At 69.9% G+C, this 18,528-nt stretch carries 13 protein-coding genes and 2 pseudogenes; 6 read left to right on the plus strand and 9 right to left on the minus strand.

From position 1 onward, the window contains the following. Positions 1 to 744: 744 nt before the first annotated feature. Positions 745 to 936, plus strand: a pseudogene (locus ACFWFZ_RS27340) (hypothetical protein); the annotation flags it as partial. Between the two features lie 220 nt (positions 937 to 1,156). Further along, a pseudogene (locus ACFWFZ_RS27345) lies at positions 1,157 to 2,432 on the plus strand (DUF1266 domain-containing protein). Positions 2,433 to 2,602: 170 nt separating this feature from the next. On the opposite strand, the gene ACFWFZ_RS27350 reads toward ACFWFZ_RS27345, so the two are convergent. Beyond that, positions 2,603 to 2,731 (minus strand): hypothetical protein, encoded by a 129-nt coding sequence (locus ACFWFZ_RS27350; RefSeq protein ID WP_387125629.1) that lies wholly within the window; start codon positions 2,729 to 2,731, stop codon positions 2,603 to 2,605. A gap of 188 nt (positions 2,732 to 2,919) precedes the next feature. Between ACFWFZ_RS27350 and ACFWFZ_RS27355 the strand changes: the two genes are divergently transcribed. Beyond that, positions 2,920 to 4,206, plus strand: coding sequence for an MFS transporter (locus tag ACFWFZ_RS27355; RefSeq protein WP_387125630.1), 1,287 nt, complete (start codon positions 2,920 to 2,922; stop codon positions 4,204 to 4,206). 803 nt (positions 4,207 to 5,009) lie between these two features. On the opposite strand, the gene ACFWFZ_RS27360 is transcribed toward ACFWFZ_RS27355, so the two are convergent. Continuing rightward, a complete protein-coding gene (locus ACFWFZ_RS27360) occupies positions 5,010 to 6,263 on the minus strand; it encodes a protein-glutamine gamma-glutamyltransferase (protein ID WP_387125631.1) in 1,254 nt (417 codons plus the stop codon). A 1,349-nt stretch (positions 6,264 to 7,612) separates the two neighbouring features. Between ACFWFZ_RS27360 and ACFWFZ_RS27365 the strand changes: the two genes are divergently transcribed. Together ACFWFZ_RS27365 and ACFWFZ_RS27370 are read left to right on the plus strand one after the other, a co-directional pair. Continuing rightward, positions 7,613 to 9,454 carry an SMI1/KNR4 family protein gene (locus tag ACFWFZ_RS27365; protein ID WP_387125632.1) on the plus strand — a complete coding sequence of 614 codons (1,842 nt, stop codon included), beginning with the start codon at positions 7,613 to 7,615 and terminating at the stop codon, positions 9,452 to 9,454. A 243-nt stretch (positions 9,455 to 9,697) separates the two neighbouring features. Beyond that, positions 9,698 to 10,405: a hypothetical protein gene (locus tag ACFWFZ_RS27370; protein WP_387125633.1), complete on the plus strand. Its 708-nt coding sequence runs from the start codon at positions 9,698 to 9,700 to the stop codon at positions 10,403 to 10,405. Between the two features lie 559 nt (positions 10,406 to 10,964). On the opposite strand, the gene ACFWFZ_RS27375 is transcribed toward ACFWFZ_RS27370, so the two are convergent. The 5 genes from ACFWFZ_RS27375 to ACFWFZ_RS27395 form a co-directional block, all read right to left on the minus strand. Further along, complete coding sequence (locus tag ACFWFZ_RS27375; protein ID WP_387125634.1) at positions 10,965 to 11,423, minus strand: ASCH domain-containing protein; 459 nt, start codon at positions 11,421 to 11,423, stop codon at positions 10,965 to 10,967. A gap of 299 nt (positions 11,424 to 11,722) precedes the next feature. Beyond that, positions 11,723 to 12,103, minus strand: coding sequence for a hypothetical protein (locus ACFWFZ_RS27380; protein ID WP_387125635.1), 381 nt, complete (start codon positions 12,101 to 12,103; stop codon positions 11,723 to 11,725). Further along, positions 12,100 to 12,687, minus strand: a complete 588-nt coding sequence (locus ACFWFZ_RS27385; RefSeq protein WP_387125636.1) for a TetR/AcrR family transcriptional regulator — start codon at positions 12,685 to 12,687, stop codon at positions 12,100 to 12,102. The genes ACFWFZ_RS27380 and ACFWFZ_RS27385 overlap by 4 nt, the downstream gene beginning before the upstream one ends. Before the next feature lie 402 nt (positions 12,688 to 13,089). Next, entirely contained in the window at positions 13,090 to 13,734 is a 645-nt protein-coding gene (locus tag ACFWFZ_RS27390; protein WP_387125637.1) for a fasciclin domain-containing protein, read from the minus strand. Positions 13,735 to 13,818: 84 nt separating this feature from the next. Next, positions 13,819 to 15,405, minus strand: a complete 1,587-nt coding sequence (locus ACFWFZ_RS27395) for a molybdopterin-dependent oxidoreductase (RefSeq protein ID WP_387125638.1) — start codon at positions 15,403 to 15,405, stop codon at positions 13,819 to 13,821. Between the two features lie 785 nt (positions 15,406 to 16,190). Between ACFWFZ_RS27395 and ACFWFZ_RS27400 the strand changes: the two genes are divergently transcribed. Then, positions 16,191 to 16,466: a hypothetical protein gene (locus ACFWFZ_RS27400; protein ID WP_387125639.1), complete on the plus strand. Its 276-nt coding sequence runs from the start codon at positions 16,191 to 16,193 to the stop codon at positions 16,464 to 16,466. A gap of 227 nt (positions 16,467 to 16,693) precedes the next feature. Here ACFWFZ_RS27400 and ACFWFZ_RS27405 read toward each other — a convergent pair whose 3' ends face one another. Next, the gene (locus ACFWFZ_RS27405) at positions 16,694 to 17,680 is read right to left on the minus strand and encodes a BtrH N-terminal domain-containing protein (RefSeq protein WP_387125640.1); all 987 of its coding nucleotides are present in this window, start codon (positions 17,678 to 17,680) and stop codon (positions 16,694 to 16,696) included. Then, positions 17,677 to 18,483, minus strand: coding sequence for a MerR family transcriptional regulator (locus tag ACFWFZ_RS27410; RefSeq protein WP_387125641.1), 807 nt, complete (start codon positions 18,481 to 18,483; stop codon positions 17,677 to 17,679). Before ACFWFZ_RS27410 ends, ACFWFZ_RS27405 begins: the two co-directional genes overlap by 4 nt. Positions 18,484 to 18,528: the final 45 nt, after the last annotated feature.

The following is an 18,528-nucleotide window of genomic DNA, read 5'->3' on the forward strand; positions in this document are numbered from 1 at the left end:
ACCTCGCTGACGATGTCCTGCGGTACCCGGACTCGCGTGGCGTCCGGGCGATCCTGATGGCGCCTCAACTCCTCCGTTCTTCCCTCTGGTGGTCAACTACTTACCTGCGGGAACTTCTGTACTGCTGGTAATGCGAACTGCGGGTACTGCTCCACTCGGTACTACTGGTGATGCGAACTGCTCAGTGGCCTGCAGTAGCGCCACTCTTCGGCAGCCAGCCCCGTCGCCCATCCTGCGTCTGCTCTGGCTTAGAACCCCACTGCCGAACTTCCCGGTGCGCGCGCCCGCAGCTGACGCCTTCACCGAGGTACCGCTCACTCACTTCACTGCTGGGGTACTGCGAACTGCACTTACTGCGGGTACTGCATCACTGCGTCAACTGCGGTACTGCTGATGGCGGCCCCTGATGACTGCGGGCCACCCGGTCCGGTCGTCAGTCCCGTCGCCGTCCTGCAACAACCCTGGCTTCGGAACTCCACCACCGAACCGTCCTGCGTACGGCAACTACCTGTACTACGGGTACTGCTGCCCGGCAGTTCGTCTCTGCCGGACCCTGCGGTCTCTCTGCGTTACGAGAGAAACCATAACCACCTCACCAGCGAATGTCTACTCCGGCCGTTATAGATTTTCGTGTGGCCGGTTAGCAGGTTATCGGTCCTGTCCGTGACGATGCAGGCGCGCGACTCTCGGGTCCGGGTTGAGGCCCGCAGCCCGGGGGACGAGCACGTCGCAAGCAGGACCCGGCAGGTCGCCGTCCACGACCCCAACCCGCAGCCACCCCGCATGCGCACCCCCGACCTGACGGACGGCACCGGAGGCTTCGGCTGGCCCATGGTCAACCACCTCGCCCACACCACCACTGTGCGTCTGCCGAACCTCCAGAGAGACCGGAGGCGATTGCCGGATGGGCCGGCTGGTCGCCCGCGCGGGGCCTAGCAGGGGGCGGGACCCAGGTTGCGCGCTCGACCGGGGCTCGCCCCCATGGTGTTTCGGCGGACGTGCCGTCTCGCGCAGCGCGTCGCCCGGATCGGTCGGCTGTGGGACGTGCGATCCGTCGGCGGCGGTGATCCGGCGCCTGGACGACCTCGCCCCGGTCGGCCCCCGCCCGGCGACGCCGGCACGCCGCCCGCGCCGGATCAGCCTTTAGGGTTTGCCCATGAGCTTGACAGCAGGTCACGGGGAAGGAACCCGGCCCGGTCCGACGGCATCGGCGCGGGGCTGGCAGGCGCCGAGCGCGGTCGAACGGGGGCTGTACGAGGCGAAGGCGCGCGGCGACTGGCCCTCGTACTACGACCTCGTCGCCCGGGCCGACCTGTACATGATGCAGTCGCGGGCCTACGCCGACGCGAACGCGGGCAACACCCGCTTCCACCCCTACTGGAACGCGCAGACCCAGACCATGTGCCTGGCCGTCTACACCGGCGGCATGCTGCCGCCGCCCGTCGCCGACCCGGTCTACAACTGCTACGACCTGGGCTGGTTCGCGGAAGTCTGGAACGAGAACGACCCGCCCTACCTCGTCGTCAACCCGGGAAGTCCCTGCGAGGGCGTCCTGCCGGCCGGGCCGGAGGGCCGCGCCCTGTGGCAGCGTCACTGCGCCCCGGTCGAACGGCCGGGGCTGGCCCAGGACGTCGTCCACACCCTGGAGGTGGGCGGCCCCCGTACCGGCCCCGTCGCCTTCGGTCTCGCGGTCGGCGCGCACATCAACGTGCACAACGGGCGTTACTGGAACTCGATGGCCTACCACGGCTGCGGATACCGCGACGAGAAGCGCACGCTGGAACGCTGGTGGGGCGTCACCACCCGGGGGGACTGGCAGGACGCGCAGGAACGGCTGCTGCGCGCCGGAATGGTCAGCGGGGTCTGGGAGTTCGTCCTGCAGCTTCGCCGCTCCATGGCCCTGGACTTCGCGGGCCCCGTCGACGTCGACCACTGGCGCCAGGCCGCGGAGAACGTGGTGCGCCGGCGCGCCGAGGCCGCCGCCGAGCCCCGCCTGACCGCGGACGGCGTCAGCCCGGGCCGCGCCGTCACCGCCGCGGAGCTGGAGGGCCAAGTGGCCGGCCTCCAGCGGCTGATCGGCCGCATCGCCCGCTACGAGGCGCGGTTCCGCGCCGACGGCCTGCTGCCCGAGGGGGGCTTCGTCCGGAGTGTCGAAGCCTGGGACTACGGCCGAGCCTCCGGCATGGCCCGCTGGGGACTCGCCGCCCGCCTGTGCTCCCTGCAGGAGGCAGAGGCGGCCGTGGTCCGGGCCAGCCGTCTCGTCCAGGTCAACTACCGTTCGTGGGAGGACTTCTCGGCCGCCTACGTCCTGGGGCCGCTGTCTCCACTTCGACGAGGAGGAGTTCGGCGAGTGGTACGAGACGGTCCTCGCGACCCACCGTGTCCTGACCACGGACCCGGCCAGCCCGTGGCGCACGCTTCACTGGACCTGAGGATCCCGCTTCAGCGCCACGGTTCGGCGCCGGCGTTCCTCTGCGGCGCGGCAGGGCCTCCGCGATCCGCCGGCTCGTCCTCCAGGCACCGGGCCCCGCACGTCCTGGCCATCCCGGGCACGGGCGACCCGGAGCGGCGGGTCCCGGCCCCTGCGGCCGTGTGTGGGGCGTCAGTTCTTGACGGGCTCCATGCAGAGGACGGCCTTGTCCGTGTCGAGCTGCTGCGCGAGAGCGATCTCGGCCACGCCCTCGCACGTGTCGAGGTCGAAGGTGTTGTCGACGACCTTGACGACCGGCACGAAGAGGCACGTCGTAAGCCCCTGCCACCTCGAAGGCGTTCGTCACAGCGATGCGGCCGTCGGCGCCGCAGCCCGCGGCGAGCAAGCGGTGGAGGGCGGCTGGGGGAAATTCAAGTGACCGGCGTGGACAGTCCTCCTTACGATCGGGCGCCGCGCAATCTGCCCTCCTGCCTCGAAACGGCCACCGCATGAAATCCCTGATCCCTGGCGTGCTGCGTGATGAGCCGCAGTTCGCCCGCCTGTTCATAGGGCAGTCCCTGTCGGTGCTGGGCGACCGTGTGTCGCTCGTGGCCGTGCCCTTTGCCGTGCTCTCGGTGGGCGGGTCCGCCTCTGACGTCGGCTTGGTGGCGGCCGCGGGGCTGGTGCCCATGCTGCTGTTCACCCTGGTGGGTGGGGTATGGGCGGACCGCCTCCGGCGGCACCGCATCATGCTGATCTCTGACATGGTGCGGTTCGCCGTACAGGGGCTCATTGCTGTACTGCTGCTGACCGGTGTCGCCGAGGTTGCGCATCTGGCCCTGCTGATGCTCGTGTTCGGCACGGCGGATGCGTTCTTCATGCCCGCTTCCACAGGACTGATGCCGCTGGTAATCGGGCCAGACCGGCTGCGGGAGGCCAATGCCCTGCGCGGGTTCGTCCAGTCGTCCGGGCTGGTGCTCGGTCCGGCCCTGGCCGGTGGACTGGTCGCATTGGCCGGCCCCGGCGGCGCGCTGGCCCTGGACGCCCTGACCTTCGCCGTCAGTGCCGCGTTCCTGGCCCGGCTGAGGCCCCGCGAGACGGCATCGGAGACAGTGGACGGCGCTGCTGGGGGGACCTTCCTCGCGGAACTGCGCGCTGGCTGGGTTCAGGTGCGCAGCCGGACGTGGGTGTTGTCCGGCCTGGCCGGCATGGCGGTCTACCACGTTGTCGTGCTGCCGTCGGTCTATGTGCTGGGACCCGTGCTTGCCGCGCGTGAGTGGGGCGGTGCGGCGAGCTGGTCAGTGGTGGTCGCAGCCTTCGGTCTCGGGGCCGTCGTCGGCGATGTATGCGCCTACCGGCTCAGGATTACGCGGCCCATGGCCCTGGCCGCTGCGGCGCTGGCTGTGGCCTCCTGTCAGGCGATCATCATCGGCTCCGGCGCATCGCTCGTCGTGATCGCGGTCCTCGAAGCGGTCACCGGCGTTGCTGTCTCTCTCTTCTTCGTCCTGTGGGAGACGGCGCTGCAGACGCACGTGCCCGAGAAGGCCCTGTCCCGCGTGAGCTCTTACGACCATTTGCTGTCGGCAGGACTGATGCCGGTAGGCCTGGCGCTCGCCGGCCCGGTGTCCGAGTCCTTCGGCGTGCGGCCCACTCTGTACGCGATGACGGCCATCGCGGTCCCGGCCACTCTCGCGCTGCTCTGGGTCCCGGCCATACGACGCCTACCGGCGCATGCCCCGGGCACTGCGAGCGGCAGTGGCAGCGTCCACGCTGCCTCAGAAGCCAGCCTGCCGTGAAGCAGGACAGCGGCTGCAGCCGCCGAACTGAACTCCTTATGGCTGAACGTTCACGGTGCCGGCATGAAGCGGTCCGCCGGTCCGGGAGTACTCGCCCCCCGGCGGGCCACCCGATGGGCACAGACCTCCCGACCCCGACCGGAACCGGTCGACCCCCCGCACCTCGCCCGGGACGTCGTGCGGCCGTGTCCCGGGTGCGGCCAAGTGCTTGACAGTCACTCCGGCGGACCCGCAGGAGAGTCGAGAAGTCGTACGGGCATGTGCCGCACGCCGTTCCGGCGTGGCGGGAGTACGACCAGACGTTTGTGTGGGCGAGATCGTTGACACCAACCACTGGTGATGAACCGGAGAGCAAGTTCACTGGTAGAAGCAGGACGGGCGCCCAGCTCCACGTCGGGCCGTGGCGCTGACCGGCCGAGCCCGACGGGGGCCGCAGGTGATGCTGCGACCCCCGCACCTGCACCGCAGCCTCCTGCGGCAGACGGGCAAACGCATCTGGCCACCGGGTTGGTCCCCCCTTCAGGGGCAGGGTGACTTTAGTGGGCGGTGGCGGCGGGAGATCAGGGCTCACGGTCGACACCACGCCGCCGCGCCACGTTCGCGATTCGCTCGGCATCGGGCTCGACTCGACCCGCCTGTGCGCCCGGTCGCCAGGTCCGAGAAGGTGAGGGGGAGCGCACGCCCACACCTCTGCGCCCGGTCCTCGTGGGAAGGACGGGAGCCTCTCGCGACTTCGCCGAGGCCCTGGCTGACGGCGGGCCGGCGTGGGGTGCGCGGAATCGTGCTCGTGAAGGGGCAGGTGGTTACGGCCAGCCTTGCTTCACTTTGGCGGGTGCGGTGTTCCAGTTCTTGGGTATGAAAGTGATGATGTAGGTTCCACGGTCGAAGTCTGTGTATCCGGAGGACCAGTTGCGGAACTTGCTCTCGTATACCTGCATGGGTCCCATGCCGCCTTCCGGTGAGTGATAGTGGTTGGCGTGGGTCCATATGGTGTTGTCAGGGTTTGTTTCTTTTTGGTCCCCGAACCAGCCGTAGTCGAAGTTGACATAGCTTTCGCCGGGCTTGCCGGGGCTGCGTGAGGTGTTCCTGTCCTTCGACATGTCGACGAGTCCTGTGTTCTGGCTGGGGCGGAAGGCGTCGGGGTCGCCGTACTTCCTCTTTTCGGAGGGGCTCCAGGGGTCTTGCCCGCTCCAGAAGTGCTTCGAGTAGATGACCGCCTTCATCTTGGACGGGTCATGGTTGCCCCCGTTCCTGTCCCTGAAGGACGGGGTGTTCCTCAGAGCCGAGTAGAAGTTGGAACGGCTGTCTTCGCCGGCGAGGGCGTCGTTGTTCTTTGTGAGCTCTGCCTTGAGGTTGCTCAGGTAGACACTCTCGTCGTGGGCGTTTTCCAGGGCCCTGTTCATGACGGCTGCCACATCACGAGCCCGGTTGAACCCCTTTGTTTCGTCAAAGCTTTGCTTGGCGATGCGCCCCTCGAACTCGGCCCGCGTCTCGCCCGGCCGGGGGCTGGTGTTCTCCAGAGCGTTCCTGTGCTTGTTCTCGTCGAAGGACGCGAAGGCCAGTTTGTTCGTCGGGTAGGGGCCTGAATTGACCCAGGTGACGCCGACGCATCCGTAGGACAGTTGCTCTCGCTGCTGTTCGGTCATCTGCTGCGCTTGTCCGTCGCGGTGGCTGTAGGCCTGCTGCCACTTGCGTATGTAGTTACTGATGCCGGTAGTGGCCCTGTCTCCATGGGCCCGGTATGCGTCCGGCAGGCGGTTCAGGGGCTCGGCAGGCGGAGTGACCCTGCCACCGGCCGCGGCGGAGGCCCGGAGGGACTCGGTCGCGTTCGGCAGGGCCTCCCCCGGGGTCTTGTCCGGCCGGCCCAGATGAAGGGCCTTGTCGTTCAGTGTGTTGATGAGCCTGATGTCATCCGCTGTCAGGCCGTTCTTCGCGGCATAGGAACCCTTCCCGTCGCCTGTACCGCCGGCTGCCTGGCTGACGGACGGCGTGAGACCGGCGGAGCACAGCACTATGCCCACTGTGGTGAGGACAAGAAACTCCGAACGTTTGTACATGAAAGCTAAGATTCCTTTGCATTGAAAATTGGCATGGCGGAACGAGAAACGCCTGTGCGGCGGCAGAGAAGAGGCGCCGCCAAGCCGGCAGGCTCCCGGCTCCCGCTTTCCCCCGAGAGGCGGCGAATTCGAGGGGCAAGGGGGTGGTGCGGCCTCTGCCGGTTGCGTCGGGCCACGAGGCTGCAGTGATCAGAGCCCGGCCATCCTGGCCCGTTGAGGCCGAGCCTGCTGTATCAGGCGACGGTGTTGGCGCCGTGCGCCGGCCGGGCGGAATAGCTCCGTCTCCATCTCGTGGCAGGGGTTTTACTGCTCATATCGCGACTCCCAGATGAATAGTCAGGTTGCGCGAGAAGTGATCATGTCCTGACGTCCGATTCCCCGACAACACGGCGGCTCCAAAACCGGCCAGCTGCCCAATGGGGCGGTATTCGGTCATGCGGACCGGGCCTGCCCTACACCGGTACGTGCAGCGGCAGCGGTCTCCTGCCTCCTGTCGCACGATCCCGCGGCGTGACCGGTACCCGTTGCCTCGCGAGTTCCGTGGAATGGTCTGTGGCGGCGCCCAGCCGGGCCGAGGAATGTCATGCGCCGGCGGTGGTACGGGCGCGGGAGCTCCGGCCGACGCGTGCGGAGTTCCCGTACGGTGCGCCCACTGCCCGCCGGGAGGACCGCAGAATCTTCGCCACTTCTCCCTTCGAGCCTCGGTCGGCTCGCCGCCTGGCCCAGCTCTGTCGTGAGCCGTCGTCTTCCGTAGAACGGCTGGTAAAGCCCTCTCGGCACGGAGGACTTGGCGGGCCCGCCGTGAAACCCGCCCGTACGTTCACGTTCGTACCGGGGGGCAGCCGCCTCGCTCGTGCCGAGCGCGGTCTCGACCGTCTCCATCGGGATCCGGCCGACCTGCACCGCCATCGCCGCGTCCCTCAGCAGTACCCTCACCGAGCCGGCGTGCGCAGCCCCAGGTCCCTCAGCATCCGATCCACCAGACTTGGCCCCTTCCCCCACTCCACGACGGCCCGTGCCCGCCGGATCTGGTGCCGGCGCTGGCCGGTTCCAGCGTGCCGCACCCGCCCGTCCGCATCCGGTGAAAATCGACGGGTGGCGCGCCGCTGTACCTCCTCCGAGCGCCGTACCAGCGGCCTCGGCCGACGGTCGAACGGACCTGGCCGGGCGACGCCGCTGCGCAACAGGGCCATGGCGGTCGGTCCGACCAGGAGCGCCAGGACCAAGTCCGCCCGCATCATGGCCAGGCAGCGGGCCCGCCGGACGCCCGTCAGCACAGCTGCGGCGACAGGGGCTGCCCCGTCTGATTCCCGGGGCTCTTGTCAGAGGGGGCTGACAGCATCGCGGCCATGATGCGATTCGAGTGGCGTCCCTTTCTCGAGCGGTGGAGCGCGGAGTGGGCGGACGCCTACGATCCGGAACGCGACGGACCTCGGGGCGGGGAAGGGTGCGCTGCGGCCGGGTGGTTGGGCCGTGAGGCGGCGGCCGCGGCCGGGATCGCCGCGGCCGAAACCCGTCTCGGCGTCACGCTTCCCCCGTCCCTGCGGTCCTTCCTCGCGGTCACCGACGGCTGGCACCACGCGGGCACCTTTGTCTGGCGGCTCGCCGGTTGCGAGGACCTCGACTGGTGCGGTGATCCGCATGACATGAGGGACATGTGGCTGGACGGGGCCGGAGACGACGCCGACGAGGACCTCGTCCGCATGGCCGGCACATGGTCACGCTCCCTTCAACTGGCCACCGAGTCCGACATGGTGGACGTTCTCCTGGATCCCGGGGACGTGGACGCACGGGGGGAGTGGGCCGTGTACACCTGGGCCCCCTGGTGGGCGAGCCCCGCGGAACGTCACCCGTCCTTCCGTCACTTCATGGAGGACATGTACCGGCAGTTCCACTCCATGGCCTCTGACCGGCCCGGCTTCTCGAACGACACCACCCGGGCCCTGGACGAACAGGTCGAGGGGGCGCGGCGTGCTGCCCTGCGCGGTGAGTACGAGGAGGCGCGGGCATCCCTTGCTGATGCCGTCGCGTTCGGCCGGCCGAGGGCGTCCCGGCTCCTGGGCCAGATCGACGCTCTGTGCGGGACGGCAACCGGAGCCGAGGAAGGGGGCTCGCTCAGCGACCCGTACATCGCCCACGAAGCGGTGCCGCTGTCCTGTCGGGCGCAGCCGCAGTACGGCATCCACCGGGAGGAGTCGCTGACGCGGCGGTATCCCGATGTGGACCGGCCCGCGGTTGCCGAGACCCTGCGGGCGATCGAGAAGGGGACGTTCCGGTACCGGGCGGACGGTGTTTTCGGGGAGGCCGTGGAAACGGCGCGCGCGTTGGCCCGGCGAGCGGAACCGGAGGCGGCCTGGCGGACATTGGCTGCCGCGGTGCACGCGTGGACCCCTCGCTCCGCCGAACACATCGCCCCCGTCGGTCTGCTGGCGGATCCTTACCTGGGGCCGGTCCTCACTCCGGAACGCGGCCGCCTTCTGCTGTCCACCCCCCGCGGCCCGGCGGCCACCAGGTATGCCCCGCAACCCGTCGGGGCTGCCCCCGCCGACGGTCTGGGCTGGCTCGCGGGCGCATCTCCTCACGGCTTCCGGATCGTTCTGATCGCCGGCGTGGAACTGTCGGAGGTCCCCCGGCTCCTGGGTGCCGACGACACGACGACCGTCCAGCCGGCCTTGACGGTGGGCGAGGCGTGGCAGGCCCAGCCGGGTGGAGAGCCCTGGGAGGCCCGGACAGTCGTCCGGTTCGGTGCGGCGGGTGAGGGCTGGGTCTTCGCCCATTCCAGCCGGGGCACGGACGCCGTCCAGGACCGCTTCCAGCCCCCCGCCGCACAGGCCTCCTGCGGGACACGGGCCGTGATCGTGACGTACGAACCGCAGGGAGGTTTCGAAGACACCTCCACATTCCACTTCTCCTACGCGGAGAAAGGAGAGCAGCGCTACGGCGCAACCATCCGGGGTGACTCGTGGACGACGACCGGGGAGATACCAACAGAACTCACACCCGCCGGCCTCTTCGCGGGGCGGACCGTTCCCGAAGGCCTCCGTACAGCGCTCGACTCGATCGCCTCATACTTCGGGGTCTCAGTGTCACAGGAGGCGGTGTGCCACGGCCGCCTGGACGGCGTCGAGACCCGCAGCTGGCTCCGCGAGCCGCGTTCCGGGGAGGGCTGGGCCTACTGGACCCGGTCCTGAAGCCGAACCGCTGGGCCCGCCGTGACACGAAGTCCTGCTCCTGCGGGCCATCCGAGCCCGCAGGCCAGGACGGGCCGGACCGGGCACCGCCCCCGGCGGGAGAGGCTCGTCCATGACCGCAGCCACGGTCAAGGCGCACGCCAGCCGGTGTGCGGGCGCGTCGGCGGGCCGACCCGATCGCGGGGCGCCGTCCGGACGCTCGTACGCTCCTTCCGACCTGCTCCCCCATTGAAGAGAGTCTTCGTGCACACCGCTCACCGCTTGATCGCCGCCGTCGCCCTGACCGGTGCCGCGGCCCTCGGGCTCACCGGCTGCCTGTCGTCCGAACCGTTCCCCGGCCAGCCAGGCTCCCGGGTGCTGAACGACTCCGTGACCGCGCTGCGCGGCGCGTCCACGTTCACCGTCAGCGGGACAACGTCCAGGCAGGGTGTACCCACGCAGGTGAACCTGTCGATCAGCGGCACCGGCGAATGCAAGGGCACGATGTCGGCCCCCAGCGGCGGCACCATCGACGTGGTCCGCACCCGGGACCACACCTTCCTCCGGGGCGACGAGGCCTACATCCTCGCCCAGACCAAGGACATGCCCGACGATGAGGCGAGCCGGGCCCGCAAGGAGATGTCGGGCCGCTGGATGCGGACGGAGGCTTCGGACCCTTCCATGAAGGGACTGACCGCTCTGTGCGACCGCGACGGCCTGCTCAGGGAGATCTACAGCATCCCTGACGCGGAGAAGGGCGCACTCACCAAGATCGACGGCCAGGAAGCGGTCACGATCAACACAACCCAAGGGGTCTTCCTCGTCGCCACCGAAGGCGAACCGTTTCTTCTCAAGGTGACCACCACCATCGGCCCGAACCCGTTCGACCTCGCCTTCACCGCCATCAACAAGCCCGTACAGGTGGACATCCCGGCCGACAAGGACGTCTACGACCCCGACGACCTCGGCTGACATCCGCCCAGGCGAGCCCGCACCGCTCGGTTCCGGGCTCGCCAGGCGGAGCCCCATCCGCGCCTGCTCTCACCGTCGCGTTTGATGCGCTCGTTGACCTTCTCGTCCAGCGGCAAGAGCAGGCGCGCGAAGCGCGCGGGTCAGCCGGCCACCGCCTCGATCAGGGAGTACGGGGCGGCGTCGGCGAGCGGGGGTCCCGGCTTCGACGGCCACCTCGGCAGCCGTGCGCGGGCCGTCGCCGATCAGTTCCACGACCTCCGGGCGGACCGCCGCCCGCAGGCGATCGGCCTGGGATACGGGGCAGTCAGGGCTCGGTGGACGTGGTCAGGCCGGCCAGTGCACCGGGCGTGCACCCGGCGAGGGCCTGGACGTCGCGGTGAAGATGGGGCGGGCGGCCGTCATGTGGCCCATCTGCGGCAGTTCAGGCCGACACCGGCCTGACTCTTGTCGACTGTGGCCTCGCTTTCAGCCAGGCCTCGATGTCGATGCGTCTTCGGCCTCTCTCCAGTGCTCCCTGGTCGTTGACGGACTTACGGCGTAGCGAGAGTTGGGAGAGCGGTCAATCGGTGGGACGAAGGTCGGTGATCAGGCGAAAGCGTTGCAGAACCGCCGGTGTCGCGTCGTTCACGGTGAAGTCGGGGTCCTCCAGCGCCGCACGCATCTCTTCGCTGTGCCAGAACCGCTCGTGGCCTGCCCGCCATGCGGCCACGCTGGTGTCCCCTTCCCCTTCGTCCACGACGTGCGCGAGGTCCACCTGCGCGAGCGGGACGACGCGCACGGCGGTCACCTCGATGATCGCGACCGGTCGATCGTCCGAGTCGATGACCACCGAACGGCTGCCGACTTCCGGCAGGGGCTCCCCCTCATGCTCGTAGTCGGCGACGAGTGTTGTCGTGGAGGTCTTGGAACCGTCGAGGATCGCTGCGACGAGCTGGTCGCGAAGTGGCCCGGGGAAGGCGAACTCCGCCCTGTCCATCGAGGCGAGGTCTGCGGATGGTGAGGTCGGGTCAGACGTCATGCGATCACGGTAACGACGTATTCCGCGCAAACCGACAGAAGCGGACGTGTCGCGGCAAGGTCGCGGGGTGCCTCCGCGCCGGCTCTGGACCGAGGGTGTCGGCTCGCGGGAGCATCCACGCGCGGGTCCGACCAGCTTCGTCCGACCGGTCGGAGATCGCTTCCCGCATCGCGGGTGGTCGCCTCCCGGCAGGTGCTCTTTCGCTCCTGGTGCGTTCCACGGCTCGGGCGACGGGTTCGAGGCTGCGGCCCCCGCCGCATCCGCGGCGGGCGTCCGCGGGAGACTCTCCGAGGGTGCGGCTATGCGGCGCCCACCGCTGCGAGCACCGCCACCGGCAGGAGCAGAATCCACTGCGGCAGCCGGAGTAGTGGTCTGGGCCAGCCGACGGACAGCGTGACGACCAGGAAGACTGCCGCGTACGCGATGAAGTGCGCGGTCACGAACCATGCCACCAGGCCCCTCTCCGGCGTACCGTCCGTCAGGGAGAGGTAGAGCAGAGCGAGTCCGGAGAGCACCAGGTCGACGCTCACCATGTGCCACACGGCGTGCAGGACCCGCTTGGGTTCGTCCGCGAGCCCGCAGGAGAGCAGCGGGCGCACCACATCGCGGTGCCCGCCGGCGATGTGCACCGCGGCCACACCGAGCGCGGTGGTCCCTGCCGCGAGAAGCCAGCCGTTCACCGGACCTCGATCCCCTTGGCCACGACAGCGGCCAGTAGTGCGGCCAGTTGCGGGTCAGGGTGTTCCCCGACCAGCCCCACGTGGAAGAACACGGCTCCTGCCAGCGTGTCCAGGACCAGGTCCACGGGCGTTTCGGCCGCGATCTCCCCGCGCAGGACGGCGCGTTCGAAGACGACCAGCAGCCGTTCCTTCGACGGGGCCAGGAAGTCGGCGCGGATGCGCGCCTTCAGTTCCGGATCGGCGGCGAAGTCGGCGAGCAGCCCCGGGAGTGCCGCCGCGGCGGCAGGTGCGCGGAACTCGTCGACCAGGCCCTGCAGAAGGGCGGTCAGATCCCCGGCCAGCGTTCCGGTGTCCGGGGTCGGAGCATCGTCAGTGGTGGTGAAGACGGCCTCGAAGACCAACTCCGGCTTGCCCGACCACCGCCGGTAGATCGTGTCCTTGCCGACACCGGCCCGCGCGGCCACCGCCCCGATCGATGTCGCGGCGTAGCCGGCCTCGACCACCAGCTCTGCGGTCGCGCCGACGATCGCTTCGTGTGAGCGGGGATCTCGGGGACGCCCTCTGGAGGGCGGGGAGGAACTCATGGCATTTACCTTACGGGTCGACCCGTAAAGTAATCAAGGGGCTTGCGGCTTCCTGCCGCGGCGGCGTCTTCGAACGGCGGCTGATCGTCGATGCGATCAGTGCGGTGAAGTCGGTGCGTGGCATCAGGCCGGCGGTGTCGAGTGGGGGCACGAGGCCGTGGGCGGTGGGCCGTGGAGACTGCGCCGCAAGGAGTCGCCGAGGGCGGGCTGCTGCTGCGGCGCCCTCTCGGCCACGCTTGCGGTTCAGACCCGAGAAGCCGACCAGGGGGCCCTCTGCTCCACCGCGCTGTTGAGGCAGCCCGCTCGCGTCGGTGGCCCGGCGACTCCGGTCTCGGAGGCGCCGGGCCACCGGGTGTTGCGCTAGCTCACCCGCGGGTTCTGCGCCGGTCGGCGCCTGCGGGGCTACTTGGGCATCAGGACGGTGTCGACGATGTAGACGTTGGCGTTGGCGGTCTTCACGTTGCCGCAGACCACGTTCGAGGTGTCGTTGACCCTGTAGGACTCGCCTGCGCCGGAGGTGTTGACCATGCCCTTCTGCAGGGTCTCGAAGCTGCCGTTCTCGAGCTGCTTGGGCGTGAGCTTCTGGCCGACGACGTGGTAGGTGAGGATCTTGGTGAGGGTTGCCTTGTCTGCGAGGACCTTGTCGAGGTCGGCCTTCGGGATCTTCGCGAAGGCGTCGTCGGTCGGCGCGAAGACGGTGATGTCCTCGGCGTTGTTGAGGGTGTCGACGAGACCGGCCTGCTTGACCGCGGCGACCAGCGTGGACAGCGCCGGGTTGTTGGAGGCGGCGGTGGCGACCGGGTCCTTGGCCATGCCGTCGAAGGAACCGGCGCCCTCCTTCGGGACACCGGCACACGCAGCGCCGAACGGCTGATCGCCGGTCGTCGAGTCGTCCATCGGGTTGCTCGTACCGGTCTTGGCCTCATCACCGGCGGCCGCGGGGGCGGCCTTGGTCTCGCCGGAGTCGGAGCAGGCCGCGAGGGAGAAGGGCAGCACGGCGGCTGCGGCGACGGCGACGGCGGTACGGCGGATCTTCAGGCTGTTCATGATCAGTTGCTCCCCTTGAGCTTCTGTCGGTCTTCTGGGGGTGGTGCTGCCGAGCCGGTCCCGAGGTGGGCCCGGGCCGGGGGTCTAGGGGACGGTGACGAAGACGCTGTGCCAGCCGCTCGCCCCGTCGGGGGTCGTCCGCGCCCGTTGCTCGGTCTGGATCTGGCCGGTGCCGTCGGTGGCGCGGACGGTGATCGTGTGTCCGCCGGGGGTGGCCTGCCACGGGTAGGACCACTGCCGCCAGGTGTCCAAGCCCGCCTGGACGGCGAGGTCGGCGTCCTTCCAGGGGCCGTCGTCGATGCGGATCTCGACGCGGGTGATGCCGCGGCGCTGGGCCCAGGCGACGCCGGCGATGGCGACGGGGCCGGCGGCGGGGCGGGCGAAGGCCTTGGGGGTGTCGATGCGGGACTGGGTCTTGATCGGCGCGCGGCGGGCCCACTTCCGCTTCACCCAGTACGGGTCGTAGGCGTCGAAGGTGGTCAGCTCGATGTCGGTGATCCACTTGCAGGCCGACACGTACCCGTACAGGCCCGGCACGAGCATGCGGACGGGGAAGCCGTGGTCGAAGGGCAGGGGTTCCCCGTTCATGCCGATGGCGAGCATCGCGTCCCGGCCGTCCATGACGTCCTCGACCGGCGAGCCGAGGGTCATCCCGTCCACGGACCGGGCCACCAGCTGGTCGGCCGTGCCGCCCTGGGACGGCGGTCGGACCCCCGCTTCCCGAAGGAGCTCGGCCAGGGGGACGCCGAGCCAGCGGGCGGTGCCGAGGTAGGGGCCGCCGACCTCGTTCGAGACACAGGTCAAGGTGATGTCGCGCTCGATGAGCGGGCGGGCCAGGAGCTGGTCGAGGCTGTAGGTGCGCGGTCCGATGACGCCCTGGCCGTGGAGGCGCAGCCGCCAGGTGCCGGCGTCGACCATGGGGACGGCGAGTGCGGTGTCGACGCGATAGAAGTCCCGTACGGGTGTGGTGAAGGCGCTGATGCCGTCCACCTTCAGCTGGGCGCCGGCCGGAACCACGGGGGCAGGAGAGGCGGGGGCGGGCAGGCGGAGGGAGTCGCGCGAGGCGACGGCTCCCTGCCCCCGCTCTCCGGACAGCACGCGGCCCAGTGCTCCGGCGGTGGCGGCAGCGGCCGCGGTGGCGGCAGCGGCGTTGAGGAACTTCCGCCGGCTCCAACCGCCCCCGCTGCGCTGGGCCCTGTTCGGCGAGCCGGCCCGGTCGGCTTGGCCCGCCAGGACGTAGAGCACCGCGGCGCCTGCCACCGCGCCCGCCACGGAGGGCAGGACGTCCGCGGCTCCGGCGCTGTCGGGCCGGCTCAGGGCGGCGGCCCCGCCGAGGATCCCGAACAGCAGCACCCCGGCCGCCCCCGCCCGCCGGTAGCGGAGGGCGAGGATGCCGAGGGCGATCGCGAACAGGGTCAGCAGGACGAGGATGCCGAGTTGGAGGGCGAGCCTGTCGTTCTCTCCGAAGGTGCGGATCGCGAAGTCCCTCGCCGATGCGGGGGCCCGGTCGATGACCGCGCCTCCGACCACCGTCACCGGTCCGGACGCGGGCCGTACCAGGGCGGCCATCAGCTCGGCCACCGCCAGCGCGGCGAACCCGGCCAGCAGGCCGGACAGGGCCCCGAGGCCGGCCGGGGTGACGGTGGTGCGGAAGCTGCTCACATGCGGCATTCGGCGGCACCCATCAGGCGGATTGGCCCGTCACCCGAACGAATGAGTCCCGGTGTCGGGAGGGGTCAGGCGTCGCGCACGGGAACCTCGCGGGCTGCTGTGCAGGGCGCGCGCTCACGGCCGGCCGGGGCAGTGGAAGCCGCTGAGTGGGCACACCGGGCGCCGACTGCGTCACCGGGAAGCCGCCGCAGCGTTCCACTGGCGGGCAGCCGCAGCCGGCACCCGTCACACCCAGTACGAGCTGACCGGAATGCCGGCAGAGGACGGCAACCTCGACGGCCCGGCCATCGAGGGAGCCGCTGGTCGCGTTGAAGGCTCCCGCCGGCCTTGCGGGTACGTCGTCGCCCAGACCGGCGCGGACGCGGCGTGCGAGCTCGGCGCCCGCGAGGTGCCGTTCAAGGCGGTGGCGACCGCCCTCGGTACGAGCGAGGCCGCGGCCCGCAGCCACCTCAACGGCTACCGCCACCCCTGGCCCCCGCCCGACATCGCTCACCACAGCGCCTGTCTCGCGACAGGGTCGATGCCGTCGGGTGTGAAGGGGCCTCCGGCCGCCTGCACCACCACAGCTCACCGCCCCGATCGGGGTACGGAGCGTCCCGAGTACGGAGCGTCCCGACGAGATCGATCACGATCAGCTGACGGTCAGCCCTCGGCCGACTCGCCCGGGGCGGGACGGCACGCCAGATTCGGACATCCCCCTGTACGGTCTGACCGCATGTTAGGGATATGAGCGGAAAGATCCACTAAGCAGGAGGTATGCCAGGATGCGTGCGACTCTTCTTCGTGTGGCGACCGTGCTGGGCAGCGCGGCAGTGCTGGCAGCCGTCGGCGTCGGTACGGCCGGCGCCGACGGCGTGGGCAGCTCAGGCATCGGCAACCACGGCGTCGGTAACGCCGGTGTCTTCAACGACGGCGTAGGAAACGCCGGTGCCTTCAACCACGGCGTAGGAAACGCCGGCATCGCCAACTGGGGACTGGGCACCGCCGGCATCGCGAACTCAGGCATCGGCAGCCACGGCATCGGCAACTCGGGCATCGGCACCGCCGGCATCGGCAACTGAGACGGCCCGCGGGCCCGCACGACCGAGCGAGACGACGCGCCCGGCTGGTGGCCGGGCGCGTCCGCCTGAGCCCCGCCCCTGAGCGGTGGGCTGGAGACGTGCGGGCTTCGGGGTAGGCCCGTCCGGTCCGCGGCGGCGCCGCGGCGCCCTTGTGCGGCGGTTACGGCGTGTGGGGCGAGAAGCGGGGCAAGGGCTGTCGGAGGCAGGCCTTGGGCGAGTCCTGGGTCTCATTCCAGGCAGCTCAGCGTCTGCATGGCCTCGCGCTCTATACGGGAGAGGTCGCCGAGGACCGAGCCGGCCTGGACGAGGCACTGCGCATCGCCCGCTTCACCGGCCTTCTTGATCAGGGCTGCTGCGTGCGTCCACAGGGTGGCTGCCTCGGTGTACAGCGTGTGGCCGGTGCGCAGGTGGTTGCTGTCGAGCAGGTCGGTGCATTCGGCGAGGAAGTCGCGGTAGAGGTTGCGGAAGAGGGCGCCACCGGTGCCGGCTTCCTCCATCAGAAGGGCGGCCTGCGGCAGGTCCAGTTGTGGGTTGCCGGTGCGCTGGAGCCATGTGCGTACCAGCCGGCCGGCCTTCTCGATGCCTCGGTGTCCGAGGTTGGCGATGGGCGGGTTGAGGAAGGCGTCGGCGCAGGCGGTGATGGCGGGGACCATCTGTTTATGGGGGGCGGGCAGGTTTCTCGGAGCGGTGAGGGTGAAGGAGCGGTGCTTGGCGGTCATCGGGCCTGGCGCGGCTCTGGCCCGGGCGAGGCTGGCCAGGGTGGTGGCGACTGCTCCGCCTTGCCGGTCGGTGTCCACCAGGTAGGCCTTGTGGTCGTCGTAGCCGTATAGGGCGACGATGTGGCCGCCGAAGTGGATCTTCGAGTCGAAGTAGTCGAGGTGGTGGCTGTCGAGCTGGAGTCCGACGGGGTGGCCGGCGTCAACAGCGGCCGCCGCGTTGTCCCATGCCTTGCGCGGGGAGGTGGTCTCCTGGATCAGGAGCTCCAGTCCGAGCCTACTGGCCAGGTTTCTCGTGAGGTCGAAAGGTCTGACCCGTCCCCCGAGGAAGGGGAAGCCCATGTTCTTGCCGTCCCAGTAGATGAAGGACAGACCGGAGCCGAGGCCGAACAGCATGGGCTCGGACAGGTCGAGTCCTTGGTGCCGCAGCAGCACCCCCAGGGCTGTCGTCTCGCAGTGCTGCATGCCGCGGGCATCGATGTCTGTGACCGTGGTCATGTCGTGCTCTCCTGGACGGGGATGATCAGTCGGGTCGTCAGTTCTTCTGGCGGTGCCTGTGCCGGTCCGACGAGGTACGCCTCGCGTACGGGTGCTTGCGGGCGCAGTCCGCGCTCGTGGATGGCGGCGAAGAGTGCGTGGTAGGCCAAAGGCAGTTGTGTGTAGGGCCCGATGTGCATGGTCTCGGCAACGAGTCCGCCGGGCAGCACCTCGAATTCCAGGCCGGGCATGTCTTCCTCCTGCGGGGTCTGCGCTCCGACGGAGATCTCCATCCGCTCTTCCAGGTCCAGCGGGTACAGGCCCCACAGCGGCGGCTCCCATGCGGTTCCCGTCCTGCCGAGCACGGGCAGCAGTCGGCCTGCGCACTCTTCGACCCTGGTTCCGATCTCCGCGGGGGTACAGACCGCTCGCGCCACCGCCAGCCGTCGCTCCGGCTCTCTGCCCAGGCGCACCTCGTAGCCGGGCAGACCGCCCTGGGCCAGCCGCTCCAGCAGCTCCAGCCGGGCTTGGTCCCTGCTGATCCGCTCGGCCAGCCGGTCCCGCTCGGCGCGCATGATCCCGGCCCTGCGCTCAGGCCCGGCGGCCAGTGCCTGGGCGATCACGGCCAGGGGGAGATCCATTTCGCGCAGCAGGGCGATGGTCAGGGCATCGCGCGCCTGTTCGGGTGCGTAGTAGCGGTAGCCGGAGCCGGCGTCCACGCGGATCGGAGCCAGCAGCCCCATGTCGTCGTAGTGCCGTAGCTGCTTCACGCTGAGGCGGCACAGGCGGGCGAAGCGCCCGATGGTGAGAAGTTCGTTGCGCACGCCGCCATGGTGGACTCTCCCACCGTGGGAGAGTCCAGCTTCCAT

The organism is Streptomyces sp. NPDC060232 (assembly GCF_042726555.1).
Classification (GTDB): domain Bacteria; phylum Actinomycetota; class Actinomycetes; order Streptomycetales; family Streptomycetaceae; genus Streptomyces.